Origin of the sequence: Saccharothrix sp. AJ9571, from assembly GCF_021725495.1 — a bacterium.
In the GTDB taxonomy this organism is placed as follows: domain Bacteria; phylum Actinomycetota; class Actinomycetes; order Mycobacteriales; family Pseudonocardiaceae; genus Amycolatopsis; species Amycolatopsis magusensis.
The window spans coordinates 3,894,150-3,905,468 of record NZ_CP091382.1 but is presented as its reverse complement, the minus strand read 5'-3'; the positions used below and the strand labels follow the sequence as shown (position 1 = coordinate 3,905,468).

The following is an 11,319-nucleotide window of genomic DNA, read 5'->3' as shown; positions in this document are numbered from 1 at the left end:
TCCTCGCTCACTTGCTGCGACGAGCATGTCGAGCGGACGGCACCGGAACCATGGGGTGCGCGGGCGTAGCCGGGGTGGGGCTGGCCCTACCCCTCGATCGGCGGGCTGGCCCCCATACCGGGGTTGGGTATCATGGTGGGGACGACACGATCGAGGTAAGGGGTGCGGCATGGCCGGCTACAGCGGCGAGAAGGAGGCGTACCTCAAGCGGCTGCGCCGGGTGGAGGGGCAGATCCGCGGGTTGCAGCGGATGGTCGAGCAGGACAAGTACTGCATCGACATCCTCACCCAGGTCTCCGCCGCCACGAAGGCGCTGCAGGCGTTCTCGCTCGAACTGCTCGACGAGCACCTGTCCACCTGCGTGGTCGACGCGGCCGCGGCCGGCGGCAAGGAAGCCGAAGCGAAGGTCAAAGAAGCCTCCGAAGCCATCGCCCGCCTAGTCCGCTCCTAACCCCCCGCCGACCCCCACACACTCACGCACCCGAACCCCACACTCGCGCAGCCGAACCCCACGTTCAGACACCCGAGTCCCACGTTCGTGCAGCCGAGCCCCACACTCGCCCCGAGGCCATCGGACACGAATGTGGCTTTGGGGGCCGAATCCGCCCCCAAAGCCACATTCGTGTCCCGTGAGAGGGCTCCGCCGGATGCCGTGAATGTGGCTTTCACGGCACTCAGTGGTGGTGTGCGTGCACCTTCGCGTGGCCCAGGCCCCGGCCGATCAGCCACTTGTTCACCGGCACGGTGAGCACGAAGGCCACGGCCAGCGCGAACGCCAGCGCACCCCAGAACAGCCAGTGCCCCAGTCCGGCCTCCATCGCCCCCGGCACGGCGACCATCACCGCGTTGTCCACCAGCTCCATCACCGCGATCGACACGGTGTCCGCGGCCAGCGCCACCCGCAGCGCCCGCCGGAAGCCGACGCCCGAGCGCAGCACGCCGCGCATGGTCAGCGCGTAACCGAAGACGAAGGCCAGAGCCACCGCCAACACGATCGTGGCGACGTTGGAGAATCCCAGCGCGGTACCGATCACCATGCCCAGCACCTCCCCGATGGCACAGCCGGTGAGGCAGTGCAGCGTCGCGCTCGCGGCCATTCCCCAGCTCGCTCCCGGCCGGTGTGCGTCACCCGTCATCACGGCACCTCCGCCTGTCCTGTTCGCTCGAGTTGCTACGGTACCCCCCAAGGGTATACATTCGAGTCAAGCGGCAGCCAACCGAGAGGACGCACGAAGATGACCGAGACGACCTACGCGGTGACCGGGATGACCTGCGAGCACTGCGCACGGTCCGTGACCGAAGAAGTCGGCAAGATCAGCGGCGTGACCAAGGTCGACGTGGATCTGGCCGGTGGCGCGGTCACCGTCACGAGTGAAAACGGCCTGGACGACGCCGAAGTGCGTGCCGCGGTCGACGAGGCCGGCTACGCGGTGGCCGCGAGCTGATGAACACCGCCGCGAAGCTCTCCGCGTACGGCGCGGCACTCGTCCTGGTCGCCGGTGGTGGCTGGGCCATCGGCGGCGCCGCCGGACCGGTCGCCGCTTCGTCCGGGGCACCGGCGGCGGCGCACGGCGACACCCACGACGCGGCCGAGCCCGCCGGCGCGGCGACCGAGCTGCCCGGCGGGCTGGCCAGCTCGCTGAACGGCTACACCCTCGTGCCGTCCACCACCACCCTGCCCACCGGCACCACGCAGCCGTTCACCTTCCGGGTGCTCGGCCCGGACGGCGCGCCGGTCACCGCGTACGACGTGGAGCACGAGAAGCGCATGCACCTGATCGTGGTGCGCCGCGACACCGCGGGCTTCCAGCACCTCCACCCGCAACTCGCCGCCGACGGCTCGTGGTGGATCCAGCTCAGCCTCCCGCAGGCGGGCAGCTACCGGATGTACGCCGACTTCAAGCCGACCGGCGGGCAGGCCATCACGCTCGGCGTGGACCTGTCGACGCCGGGCGACTACCAGCCTGCCTGGTACCCGCCCGCCCGCGAGTCCGAAGTGGACGGTTATCGGGTGCGGCTGGACGGCGACCTGGTCGCCGGGCGGTCGTCACCGGTCCGGCTGACCGTCACCAAGGACGGCCGCGAGGTCACCGATCTCGAGCCGTACCTCGGCGCCTACGGCCACCTGGTCGCGCTGCGCGGCGGCGACCTCGCCTACCTCCACGTCCACCCGGACGAGAGCGCGACCGCGGGCCCCGCGATCGACTTCCACACCGAAATACCCTCCCCCGGTACCTACCGCCTGTTCCTGGATTTCCAGCACGGCGGCGAGGTCCGGACGGCCGAATTCACCGTCGAGGCCCAAGGCACGGCTCCGGCGGCACCGGCGCCCACCGCCGAGGGCGACGGGCATGGCCACTCCCACGGCGGATGAAGTAAGGACGCGACATGAGTTCGGAAACGCGGGAACGCCTCAGCAGCGAGGTCGAACTGGCGATCACCGGCATGACCTGCGCCTCCTGCGCCGCCCGGATCGAGCGCAAGCTCAACAAACTGGACGGCGTCACCGCGACGGTCAACTACGCGACGGAGAAGGCGAAGGTCAGCTACCCCGCCGACCTGGAACCCACCGCGCTGATCGAGCAGGTGGAAGCGGCGGGTTACGCGGCCACCGTGCCACGCAAGGACAAAACCACGGTCGAGTCCGAAGTGGACGATGACCCGATCCGTCCGCTGCGGCAGCGGCTGATCGGCTCGGCCGTGCTGTCGGTGCCGGTGATCGCGCTGGCGATGATCCCGGCCATCCAGTTCGAGTACTGGCAGTGGATCTCGCTCACCCTCGCCGCGCCGGTGCTGGTGTGGGCGGCGTGGCCGTTCCACCGGGCGACCTGGGTCAACCTGCGCCACGGCGCGGCGACCATGGACACGCTGATCTCCATCGGCACGCTCGCCGCGTTCGCCTGGTCGCTGTACGCGCTGCTGTTCGGCACCGCGGGCACGCCGGGCATGACGCACCCGTTCGAATTCACCATCGAACGCACCAGCGGTGACGGCAACATCTACCTCGAGGTCGCCGCCGGGGTCACCACCTTCATCCTGGCCGGGCGCTACTTCGAGGCGCGGTCGAAGCGGCGGGCGGGCTCGGCCCTGCGCGCGCTGCTGGAGCTGGGCGCCAAGGAGGTCGCGGTCCTGCGGGCGGACGCCGAAGTCCGCATCCCGATCGACGAACTCGCGGTCGGCGACCGGTTCGTGGTGCGGCCCGGCGAGAAGATCGCCACCGACGGCGTGGTCACCGAAGGCAGCTCGGCGATCGACGCGAGCATGCTCACCGGCGAATCCGTGCCGGTCGAGGTCGGCTCCGGCGACTCGGTCACCGGCGGGTGCGTGAACGCCGGCGGGCGGCTGGTCGTGCGGGCCACGCGCGTCGGCTCGGACACCCAGCTGGCGCAGATGGCGAAGCTGGTCGAGGACGCGCAGAACGGCAAGGCCGCCGCGCAGCGGCTGGCCGACCGGATCTCCGCGGTCTTCGTGCCGGTGGTCATCGCGCTCGCGGTGGGCACGCTGTTCTTCTGGCTCGGCGCGGGCGCGTCGGCCTCGGGGGCGTTCACCGCGGCGGTGGCCGTGCTGATCATCGCCTGCCCGTGCGCACTGGGCCTGGCCACGCCGACCGCGCTGCTGGTCGGCACCGGCCGCGGCGCGCAGCTGGGCATCCTGATCAAGGGCCCGGAGGTGCTGGAGTCGACCCGCCGGGTGGACACCGTCGTGCTGGACAAGACCGGCACGGTGACCACCGGCCAGATGTCCCTGGTGGATGTCCACCTGGCCGAGGGCACCACGGCCGAGGAGACGCTGCGGCTCGCCGGTGCGCTCGAAGACGCTTCGGAACACCCGATCGCGCAGGCCATCGCGCGCGGCGCCAAGGACAGGACGGGCCGACTGCCCGCGGTCGAGGACTTCACCGCGGTCGAAGGGCTCGGCGTGCAGGGCACGGTCGACGGGCACGCGGTGGTGGTCGGCCGGGTCGCGCTGCTGGCGCAGTGGAGCCTGCACCTGCCGGAAGCGCTCGCCGAGGCCAAGGCGGAAGCCGAACAGCGCGGGCAGACCGCGGTGGCCGTCGGCTGGGACGGGCGGGCGCGGGCGGTGCTCACCGTCGCGGACACGGTGAAGCCGACCTCCGCCGAGGCGATCGCGAAGCTGAAGGAACTCGGGCTGACGCCGGTGCTGCTGACCGGCGACAACGAGGCCGTGGCGAAGACGGTCGCCGCCGAGGTGGGCATCGCCGAGGTGATCGCCGAGGTGCTGCCCCGCGACAAGGCCGACGTGATCGCGCGACTGCAGGGCGAGGGCAAGGTGGTCGCCATGGTCGGCGACGGGGTCAACGACGCCGCCGCGCTGGCGAAGGCGGACCTGGGCCTGGCCATGGGCACGGGCACCGATGTGGCGATCGAGGCGAGCGACCTGACCCTGGTGCGCGGCGACCTGCGGGCCGCCGTCGACGCCATCCGCCTGTCGCGGCGGACGCTCGGCACCATCAAGGGGAACCTGTTCTGGGCCTTTGCCTACAACGTGGCCGCGCTCCCACTGGCGGCCGCCGGCCTGTTGAACCCGATGATCGCCGGAGCGGCGATGGCGCTCAGCTCGGTCTTCGTGGTGACCAACAGCCTGCGCCTGCGCGGATTCCGCGCAGCCGCCTAACGGTCCAGTTCGTTCTCGAGGATGGTGTCGACCTGGCGGGCGGCACGGCGGAGGGCGGCGCACGCCAGGAACACGAGCAGCGCCGCCCCGCCGGAGACCCACATCGCGCGCCAGGAGAAGAAGTAGCCGATCAAGCCGAGGACCTCGACGAGCACCAGGCTCCCCACCACGGTGGCGGACCGGACGTGCTTTCACCCATTCGGGAAACCGGATAACGGTCCCGGCACAGTCGTAACGAACGGCCCCTCGCGAGCGGCTTTCAGCGCGTTATGACGGTCATCGGGATCAGCGGACACCGGGAACTGCCCTGCGCGGCCCGCGTGCACGCCATCGAAAAGATCAACACGGTGCTGGCCGAAGCGGCCGCACCGGTGATCGGGCTGAGCAGCCTGGCCAAGGGCGCCGACCAGCTGTTCGCCGAACTGCTCCTGCGCTCGGGCGGCACGCTGTTCGCCGTCGTCCCGTCGCGGGACTACTCGGCCACGTTCAGCGGCGCCGCCAGGGATACCTACCTGCGCCTGCTCACCGCGGCGAAGAGCGCGGTCACCCTCGACCACGCCACCGCCTGCGACGCCGCCTTCGACGAAGCCGGGAGGTTCGTGGTGGAGCACAGCGACCTGCTCGTCGCCGTCTGGGACGGCAGCCCGGCCCGCGGCACCGGGGGCACGGCGGACGCCGTGGCGCACGCCCACCGCCTGAACCGCCCGGTCACCATCGTCTGGCCGGACGGCCTAGCCCGCCCGTGAGCCCTGCTGGACCGACCACTGGTTGCCGTCCGGGTCGCTGAAGAACACGAACGGCCCGCCCGGCAGGTCCTGGATCTCGCTCACCTCGATCCCGCGCCCGGCCAGCTCGGCGTGCGCGGCCTCGATGTCGGACACCACCAGCTGCAACCCGGGCTGCGACCCGACCGGCGCCTGGGTCACCCCCTTGCCGATCACGATCGAGCAGGCCGACCCCGGCGGCGTCAGCTGGACGAACCGCAGGTCCTCGCTGACGCGGTGATCGTGATCCGCCACGAAGCCCACCTGGTCCACGTAGAACGCCTTGGCACGATCCACGTCGGACACCGGTACCTGCGCCAACTCCAGCTTGTAGTCCATTTCCGCCACCTTCTCTAGACCGGAATGCTCTGTTCTGTTCTCACTGTATCAGAACGGAACGATCCATTCCACACCTAGAGCCGGGCGGTTTCGCGGACGCCCGCACCCAACGCGCGCACGAGAACCAGCCCACGAAGGACGCGCATGTCGCGCGCCAGCAATCCGAGCGCGTCCTCGTCTTCGACGATCCGGAGCAGCGCCGCCACACCCTCCGCGTCGAGCAGCCCGGGCAGCTGCGACCCGAGCAGCCAGGCACCGGCCGGCGCCGGGTCGAAGTCGTGCCGGGCCAGGGTCTCCACCTCGTCGTCGTACAGGCGGTCGAAGTACTCCCCCGTCGAATACCAGCCGATCATCGTCGCCAGGTCGATGGCGTCGCGCGTGGTGTCGGCCCGTCGCTCCCACCACGTCAGCAGCTTGAGCAGGGCGAGCGCCGGGATCGACGGAACCCGGATTTCCAGGCCGCCGGGCAGGAGCACCGTTTCGGCTGCCTCCACGGCCTCGCTCAGGCCTCGGACGTTCATGCGGTGGTCGTCCGGCCAGAGGATCGTGCGGTCTTCGCCCTCGATACCGCCGTGGGGCACCACGTCGACCTCGACGTCCTCGACGAGGAACGCGTGCACGTGGCGGCCTCGCCTCTCGAGCTTGGCGGCCAGTCGCTCGAAGTCGGCCCACGAGCCCACCGCGGCGGCGATGTCGATGTCGCGGGTCGCCCGCTCCGGCGGGCCACCCACCAGCCCGATCGACAGGATCGTCCGCGCCGTCGCGCCCACCACGAGGTAGTCGACACCCGCCTCGCGGGCTGCGGCGTCGACGCGCGTCAGCACCCGCGCGGCGAGCAGGAGGTCAGGTTCGGTCGAGTCGCGTAAGTCGATCATCACTGGTCCTGATGCGGTCTCCGTGGTCACGCTGGCGGGGATCCCCCGAGGCCAGCAGGTCGGCGTAGACCAGCGTCGACGGCACGGTCCAGGTGTCCACGCCGGGCACCTGCCAGAACCGCTGCCGGAGGTGCACGTTCCCCGTCCCTTCGGCGCGGACCATGCGGTGCTTGCCGATGAGCGCGAGCGGGGTCTGCTCGACGTAGAGCGTGAGCGAGGCGGGACGCAGGTGCGGATCGATCAGGCAGGCGGCGGCCTCACCACCCACCTGCACCCCCGCCCGCACCAGCTCGGACTCCGAGTTCCGCCACCACGAGAGGTCTTCGGCGGAGAACTCGCCGAGCGCGAGCGCGGGCCCCAGTGCGATCGAATACGCCTCCGACCAGCGGTTGAGCAGCTCCCCACCCCGGGTCAGCCGACGACCGTCCGCCCCCTCGTACAGATAGCCCGCGGTGGCGAGTTCGTCGACGGCCATCTGAGCCGTGCCCAGCGAGACGCCGCTCGCCCTGGCCAGCGCCCGCAGTGGCTCCGACGCCATTTCCGGCCAGCTGAGCAGCACGAAGCCGACCTTGAGCCCGGCACGACCGAAGGCACGCGCACCCCGCGCGGACACCTGGGGCCGCCGCACCGCGGGTTTGCGACGCCCTCGGACGTCGATGAGCACGTCACCCCAGGCGAGGTGGGCGTTGCCCGCCGTGTCGAGGTAGTCGATGCCGCGGGCGCGCAACCGCTCGGCCACCGGCTCGCTGATCGAGGGCGCCACCACCAACGTCGGCGGCGAGTCGGGTACGTGCACCGCCGTCGCCAGCTCCGGCGTCAGCCGAGGCTGGACCCGCAGACCGTAGGTCCAGGTCACGCCCCTGCTGGTGGTGATCTCCAGCCCGCCGGCCGACGGCTCCCCACGAAGCCCGAACTCGTCCAGCCGCCGACGAAGCTCCACCCACAACGAATCGTTCAAAACTCCAGCATGTTCATTTTCCCTGAACATCCCCCCATACTGAACACTCCCCCCACCCACCGCAACCTCCACGACGCAGCCGCCGCCGATGGCGCAGCCGAGGCCGCTCCGATGGCGCAGCCGAGAAGCACCGCAAGCCAACAGCAATCGCGCCCACGACCATGGGGGTCCAGGGGGCAAGCCCCCTGGCCGGGGGTCTGGGGGCCAGGCCCCCAGATAAACACCCCGAACACAAGTCAACGGCGAGTGCTCACCACGAGCACCCGCCGTCGACGAAGTGGAGGTGCCGGGAATTGAACCCGGGTCCTCTGGCGCCTCAACAAGGCTTCTCCGTGCGCAGTCCGCTATGCCTCTACTCGGCCCCATCGATCACGCGAACAAGCCGATGTGACGGGCCCAGCCACTGTTGGTTTCCCAACCGGACCCCGTGGCCGGGTCCGGCGGTAGAGCCTCCTAGCTGATGCCGGCGACCGGGACGGAGGCACTCCCGGGCCGACAGACTGCGCGCTCGCTCAGGCGGCGAGGGCGTAGTCGCGCTGGCTATTGGCCTTGGCGCTTATTGGTTTGCGATGACGCTTACGGTGGTCTCTCGCCTGCACCGGCACGCTTCCCTCGAATCGACGTCCAAAGTCGAAACCGTTCACCCCCTGGTGGGTTGTCGCTACGAACCTGTCCATCATAACGCCCTCGCGCAACCCGGTATTCCGGCGCCGTGGTGGGGTTGTCCCTACCCCCGGGATACCCGTGCGCACCATGGCCGCGCAGCCCCCTTTCCGGCGAAGCTTGTCCGGTAAGCGCAACGGACGTCTGAAGGGAACCAGCCATGACAACGGCACAGGTCGAGCAGGACGGCAGCCGGTCGCGTCCGCGGTTCGCGGGGTCGCTGGGCTTCCTGCTGATGAACCTCCCGCTCGGCATCCTCGGCTTCGTGTTCCTCTTCACCCTCTTCGTCTCCGGTGTCTCCACCGCGATCGTCTGGGTGGGGTTGCCGATCGCCGCGCTGGCCGTGCTGATCGCCCGCGGCGCCGCCCGGGTGGAGCGCGCCCGCGTCTACGCCATGCTCGACAGCTACATCCCGGTGCCCTACCGGGCGCTGCCGGAAGGCGGCCAGAAGGCGCGCTGGAAGGCTCGGCTGGCCGACGGCGCCACCTGGCGCGACACGGCCTACTTCTTCCTGCTCTTCCCGATCGGCATCATCCAGTTCACCCTGGTGGTCACCTTCTGGGCGGTCAGCCTGGCCTTCGCCGGCCTGCCGATCTACTTCCGCTACCTGCCCACCGGTGCCTACCACTTCCCCAGCTACGACGCGGGCCTGCGCTGGATCACCGTGGACTCCACCGTCGAGGCGCTGCCGTGGGCCGCGCTGGGTGTGTTGTTCATGGCGGTCTCGGTGGCGCTGACCCGGGGGCTGGCCGCCGGGCACGCCCGGTTCGCCAGGGTGCTGCTCGGCCCGACCAGCCGCCGGGAAGAGGAAGAGGACCGCGTCCCTTTCCCGGGAACCCCGGCGATGTCGACGGTGGCAGGATGACCGTCGTCACCACTGCGCAGGGAGGACCGGCGATGTCCCCAGACGGGGCGGCGTTCACGCAGCCGAAGCCGCACTGGCCGAAGGTCGTCGGCTTCATGGTCGGCAGCTTCCCCCTGCGCCTGGTCCAGTTCGTGCTGCTGGTGACGCTGGCCGCGGTGGGCATCGGCACGGTGGTGATCTGGGTCGGCGTCCCGCTGCTGGTGCTGGTCACCGGGCTGACCCGCTGGTTCGGCGACGTGGAGCGCCGCTGGGTCCGCACCATGCTGGACACCCCGCTGCCCGACGCCGTGCGCCTGCCGCAGGAGGGCACCTGGCTCCAGCGCTGGCGCACCCGCCTCACGGACCAGACCACCTGGCGCGACTTCGGTTACCTGATGCTGGCGCTGCCGCTGGGTGTCCTGGAGTTCGTGCTCGGCATCGCGGGGATCGTGCTCTTCCCGATCGCGGTCTGGGTGCTGCCGTGGGTCGCCTGGTTGCACGGCAACCTCGCGCTCTCCCTGCTCGGCCCGCCGCGCAACCAGCAACTGGCCGCCAAGGCCGAGCACCTGCAGGCCTCGCGGGCCCGTGGTGTGGACGCCGCCGAGGCCGAACGCCGCCGGATCGAGCGCGACCTGCACGACGGCGCGCAGCAGCGGCTGGTGTCCGTGGCGATGAGCCTCGGCCGCGCGAAGTCGAAGTTCGGGAGCGACCCGGAAGCGGTGCGCGAGCTGATCGACGAAGCGCACTCGGACGCGAAGCTCGCCGTCTCCGAACTGCGGGACCTGGCGCGCGGCATCTATCCGGCCGTGCTCGGCGACCGCGGCCTCGACGCGGCGCTCTCGGCGCAGGCCGCGAAGTCCCCGGTACCGGTGGAGGTCTCGGTGGACGTCCAGCCGCGCCCGCCCGCCGCGGTGGAGACCACGGCGTACTTCATCGTGGGCGAAACGCTGACCAACATCGCGAAGCACTCCGGTGCCACGCAGGCGGTGGTGAAGGTCTGGCGCACCGACGACCGGGTGATCGTGGAGATCACCGACAACGGTCACGGCGGTGCCGAGGTGCGCAGTGGGGGTGGGCTCGCGGGCCTGGCCGACCGGGCTGCCACGATTGACGGCGTCATCACCGTCGTCAGCCCGCCGGGTGGCCCCACGGTGGTCCGCTCGGACCTGCCGTGCACCTGGTGAGCAGGCCCGTACCCGGGGAGCCTGAAGGACTATGCGTGTCGTCATCGCCGAGGACGCGGTCTTGTTGCGAGCGGGGCTCCAGCGGTTGCTGGCCGACGAGGGCATCGAGACGGTGGCCGCCGTGGACAACGGCGACGACCTGCTCGTCGCGGTCAAGGAACACCGTCCCGCGCTGGCGATCGTCGACGTGCGGATGCCGCCGACCTTCACCGATGAGGGGCTGCGGGCCGCGCTCGGCGCGCGTGAGCTGATCCCCGGACTACCCGTGCTGGTGCTTTCGCAGTATGTGGAGGAAAGCTATGCGGTGGAACTGCTGTCCGGTGGGGCAGGCGGAGTCGGTTACCTGCTCAAGGAGCGCGTCGCGGACGTCTCCGACTTCCTCGACGCGGTGCGGCGGGTCGCCGGCGGCGGCACGGCGATCGATCCCGACGTGATCGCCCAGCTGATGGCACGCGGCCGCAAGAACCCGCTCGACGCGCTCACCGCGCGCGAGTCGGAGGTGCTCGGGTTGATGGCGCAGGGCCTGTCGAACACCGCGATCGCCGGCACCCTCGTCGTCTCGCACGGCGCGGTGGAGAAGCACATCGGCAACATCTTCGCCAAGCTCGGCCTGGAGGTCTCCGCCGAGGAACACCGCCGGGTCCGCGCCGTGCTCACCTACCTCGAACGCGGCTGAGCCGCCACCGGGGACACCCAAGCTCACCCGTCTGAGGGCGGCACCGCTCGATCACCTCACCTACCATTAGCGGACGCTGTCGCCGGTGAGGAGGAGAACGGATTGTCCGCACACTCAGAAGAGTGCGTCCGCTTCTTCGGCGGCCCGCTCGACGGCCGGATCCAGGAGATCGGTGACACCGAACCGGTGCGCGGCACCGTGATGCGGCACGTCCACCTCCACGACGGCCCCAAGATCGAGACCCACTACGAACTCGACTACAACGCCGAGAGCGGCTGGGAGTACCGCCTGCGCCCGGCCGGCGAGGTAGGGCCAACCCCACCACAGAACTAGGAAAACCCGAACACGGAAACGGCGGCTCACCCCGCTGTGCCGAAGGGC

General features: G+C 70.5%; 14 protein-coding genes and 1 other RNA gene. 9 read left to right on the top strand and 6 right to left on the bottom strand.

Annotated elements, in window-relative coordinates; genetic code table 11:
- Positions 1-169 precede the first annotated feature (169 nt).
- On the top strand, positions 170-451 hold the full coding sequence (locus L3Q67_RS17745) for a metal-sensitive transcriptional regulator (protein WP_499190538.1): 282 nt from the start codon (positions 170-172) through the stop codon (positions 449-451).
- Between the two features lie 223 nt (positions 452-674).
- Here L3Q67_RS17745 and L3Q67_RS17740 read toward each other — a convergent pair whose 3' ends face one another.
- A complete protein-coding gene (locus tag L3Q67_RS17740) occupies positions 675-1,097 on the bottom strand; it encodes a DUF4396 domain-containing protein (protein ID WP_395902094.1) in 423 nt (140 codons plus the stop codon).
- Positions 1,098-1,235: 138 nt separating this feature from the next.
- Here L3Q67_RS17740 and L3Q67_RS17735 point away from each other — a divergent pair, with 138 nt between their 5' ends.
- From L3Q67_RS17735 to L3Q67_RS17725, 3 genes are read left to right on the top strand one after another with little or no spacing between them, the layout of a single operon-like run.
- Entirely contained in the window at positions 1,236-1,445 is a 210-nt protein-coding gene (locus L3Q67_RS17735; RefSeq protein ID WP_209670535.1) for a heavy-metal-associated domain-containing protein, read from the top strand.
- A complete protein-coding gene (locus L3Q67_RS17730; protein ID WP_499190537.1) occupies positions 1,445-2,374 on the top strand; it encodes a DUF8832 domain-containing protein in 930 nt (309 codons plus the stop codon). The genes L3Q67_RS17735 and L3Q67_RS17730 overlap by 1 nt, the downstream gene beginning before the upstream one ends.
- Before the next feature lie 14 nt (positions 2,375-2,388).
- A complete protein-coding gene (locus tag L3Q67_RS17725; RefSeq protein ID WP_499190536.1) occupies positions 2,389-4,635 on the top strand; it encodes a heavy metal translocating P-type ATPase in 2,247 nt (748 codons plus the stop codon).
- On the opposite strand, the gene L3Q67_RS17720 is transcribed toward L3Q67_RS17725, so the two are convergent.
- The gene (locus L3Q67_RS17720; RefSeq protein WP_499190535.1) at positions 4,632-4,805 is read right to left on the bottom strand and encodes a hypothetical protein; all 174 of its coding nucleotides are present in this window, start codon (positions 4,803-4,805) and stop codon (positions 4,632-4,634) included. The genes L3Q67_RS17725 and L3Q67_RS17720 overlap by 4 nt on opposite strands.
- Before the next feature lie 99 nt (positions 4,806-4,904).
- Here L3Q67_RS17720 and L3Q67_RS17715 point away from each other — a divergent pair, with 99 nt between their 5' ends.
- Entirely contained in the window at positions 4,905-5,381 is a 477-nt protein-coding gene (locus tag L3Q67_RS17715) for a hypothetical protein (RefSeq protein WP_499190534.1), read from the top strand.
- Here L3Q67_RS17715 and L3Q67_RS17710 read toward each other — a convergent pair.
- The 4 genes from L3Q67_RS17710 to ssrA all read right to left on the bottom strand — a co-directional run bounded on the left by L3Q67_RS17710 (position 5,367) and on the right by ssrA (position 8,219).
- Positions 5,367-5,738, bottom strand: coding sequence for a glyoxalase superfamily protein (locus L3Q67_RS17710; protein WP_209670545.1), 372 nt, complete (start codon positions 5,736-5,738; stop codon positions 5,367-5,369). The two genes, L3Q67_RS17715 and L3Q67_RS17710, sit on opposite strands and share 15 nt — an antisense overlap.
- Before the next feature lie 74 nt (positions 5,739-5,812).
- Positions 5,813-6,613 (bottom strand): nucleotidyl transferase AbiEii/AbiGii toxin family protein, encoded by an 801-nt coding sequence (locus tag L3Q67_RS17705; RefSeq protein ID WP_499190533.1) that lies wholly within the window; start codon positions 6,611-6,613, stop codon positions 5,813-5,815.
- The gene (locus tag L3Q67_RS17700; RefSeq protein ID WP_499190532.1) at positions 6,582-7,571 is read right to left on the bottom strand and encodes a type IV toxin-antitoxin system AbiEi family antitoxin; all 990 of its coding nucleotides are present in this window, start codon (positions 7,569-7,571) and stop codon (positions 6,582-6,584) included. Before L3Q67_RS17700 ends, L3Q67_RS17705 begins: the two co-directional genes overlap by 32 nt.
- Before the next feature lie 275 nt (positions 7,572-7,846).
- Positions 7,847-8,219, bottom strand: a transfer-messenger RNA (tmRNA) gene (gene ssrA / locus L3Q67_RS17695).
- 175 nt (positions 8,220-8,394) lie between these two features.
- Here ssrA and L3Q67_RS17690 point away from each other — a divergent pair.
- The 4 genes from L3Q67_RS17690 (at position 8,395) to L3Q67_RS17675 (ending at position 11,271) form a co-directional block, all read left to right on the top strand.
- A complete protein-coding gene (locus L3Q67_RS17690; protein WP_499190531.1) occupies positions 8,395-9,099 on the top strand; it encodes a sensor domain-containing protein in 705 nt (234 codons plus the stop codon).
- 95 nt (positions 9,100-9,194) lie between these two features.
- On the top strand, positions 9,195-10,262 hold the full coding sequence (locus L3Q67_RS17685; protein WP_499191563.1) for a sensor histidine kinase: 1,068 nt from the start codon (positions 9,195-9,197) through the stop codon (positions 10,260-10,262).
- 31 nt (positions 10,263-10,293) lie between these two features.
- Entirely contained in the window at positions 10,294-10,938 is a 645-nt protein-coding gene (locus L3Q67_RS17680) for a response regulator transcription factor (protein WP_499190530.1), read from the top strand.
- Positions 10,939-11,040: 102 nt separating this feature from the next.
- Positions 11,041-11,271, top strand: coding sequence for a DUF8847 domain-containing protein (locus tag L3Q67_RS17675; protein WP_423583000.1), 231 nt, complete (start codon positions 11,041-11,043; stop codon positions 11,269-11,271).
- Positions 11,272-11,319 lie beyond the last annotated feature (48 nt).

What these genes read in the sequence shown, in the direction of transcription:
- L3Q67_RS17725 (WP_499190536.1), top strand. Translation starts at nt 2,389, where the DNA reads ATGAGTTCGGAAACGCGGGAACGCCTCAGCAGCGAGGTCGAACTGGCG.
- L3Q67_RS17705 (WP_499190533.1), bottom strand. Translation starts at nt 6,613, where the DNA reads ATGATCGACTTACGCGACTCGACCGAACCTGACCTCCTGCTCGCCGCG.
- L3Q67_RS17740 (WP_395902094.1), bottom strand. Translation starts at nt 1,097, where the DNA reads ATGGCCGCGAGCGCGACGCTGCACTGCCTCACCGGCTGTGCCATCGGG.
- L3Q67_RS17690 (WP_499190531.1), top strand. Translation starts at nt 8,395, where the DNA reads ATGACAACGGCACAGGTCGAGCAGGACGGCAGCCGGTCGCGTCCGCGG.
- L3Q67_RS17715 (WP_499190534.1), top strand. Translation starts at nt 4,905, where the DNA reads ATGACGGTCATCGGGATCAGCGGACACCGGGAACTGCCCTGCGCGGCC.
- L3Q67_RS17730 (WP_499190537.1), top strand. Translation starts at nt 1,445, where the DNA reads ATGAACACCGCCGCGAAGCTCTCCGCGTACGGCGCGGCACTCGTCCTG.
- L3Q67_RS17685 (WP_499191563.1), top strand. Translation starts at nt 9,195, where the DNA reads ATGGTCGGCAGCTTCCCCCTGCGCCTGGTCCAGTTCGTGCTGCTGGTG.
- L3Q67_RS17710 (WP_209670545.1), bottom strand. Translation starts at nt 5,738, where the DNA reads ATGGACTACAAGCTGGAGTTGGCGCAGGTACCGGTGTCCGACGTGGAT.
- L3Q67_RS17680 (WP_499190530.1), top strand. Translation starts at nt 10,294, where the DNA reads ATGCGTGTCGTCATCGCCGAGGACGCGGTCTTGTTGCGAGCGGGGCTC.
- L3Q67_RS17745 (WP_499190538.1), top strand. Translation starts at nt 170, where the DNA reads ATGGCCGGCTACAGCGGCGAGAAGGAGGCGTACCTCAAGCGGCTGCGC.
- L3Q67_RS17735 (WP_209670535.1), top strand. Translation starts at nt 1,236, where the DNA reads ATGACCGAGACGACCTACGCGGTGACCGGGATGACCTGCGAGCACTGC.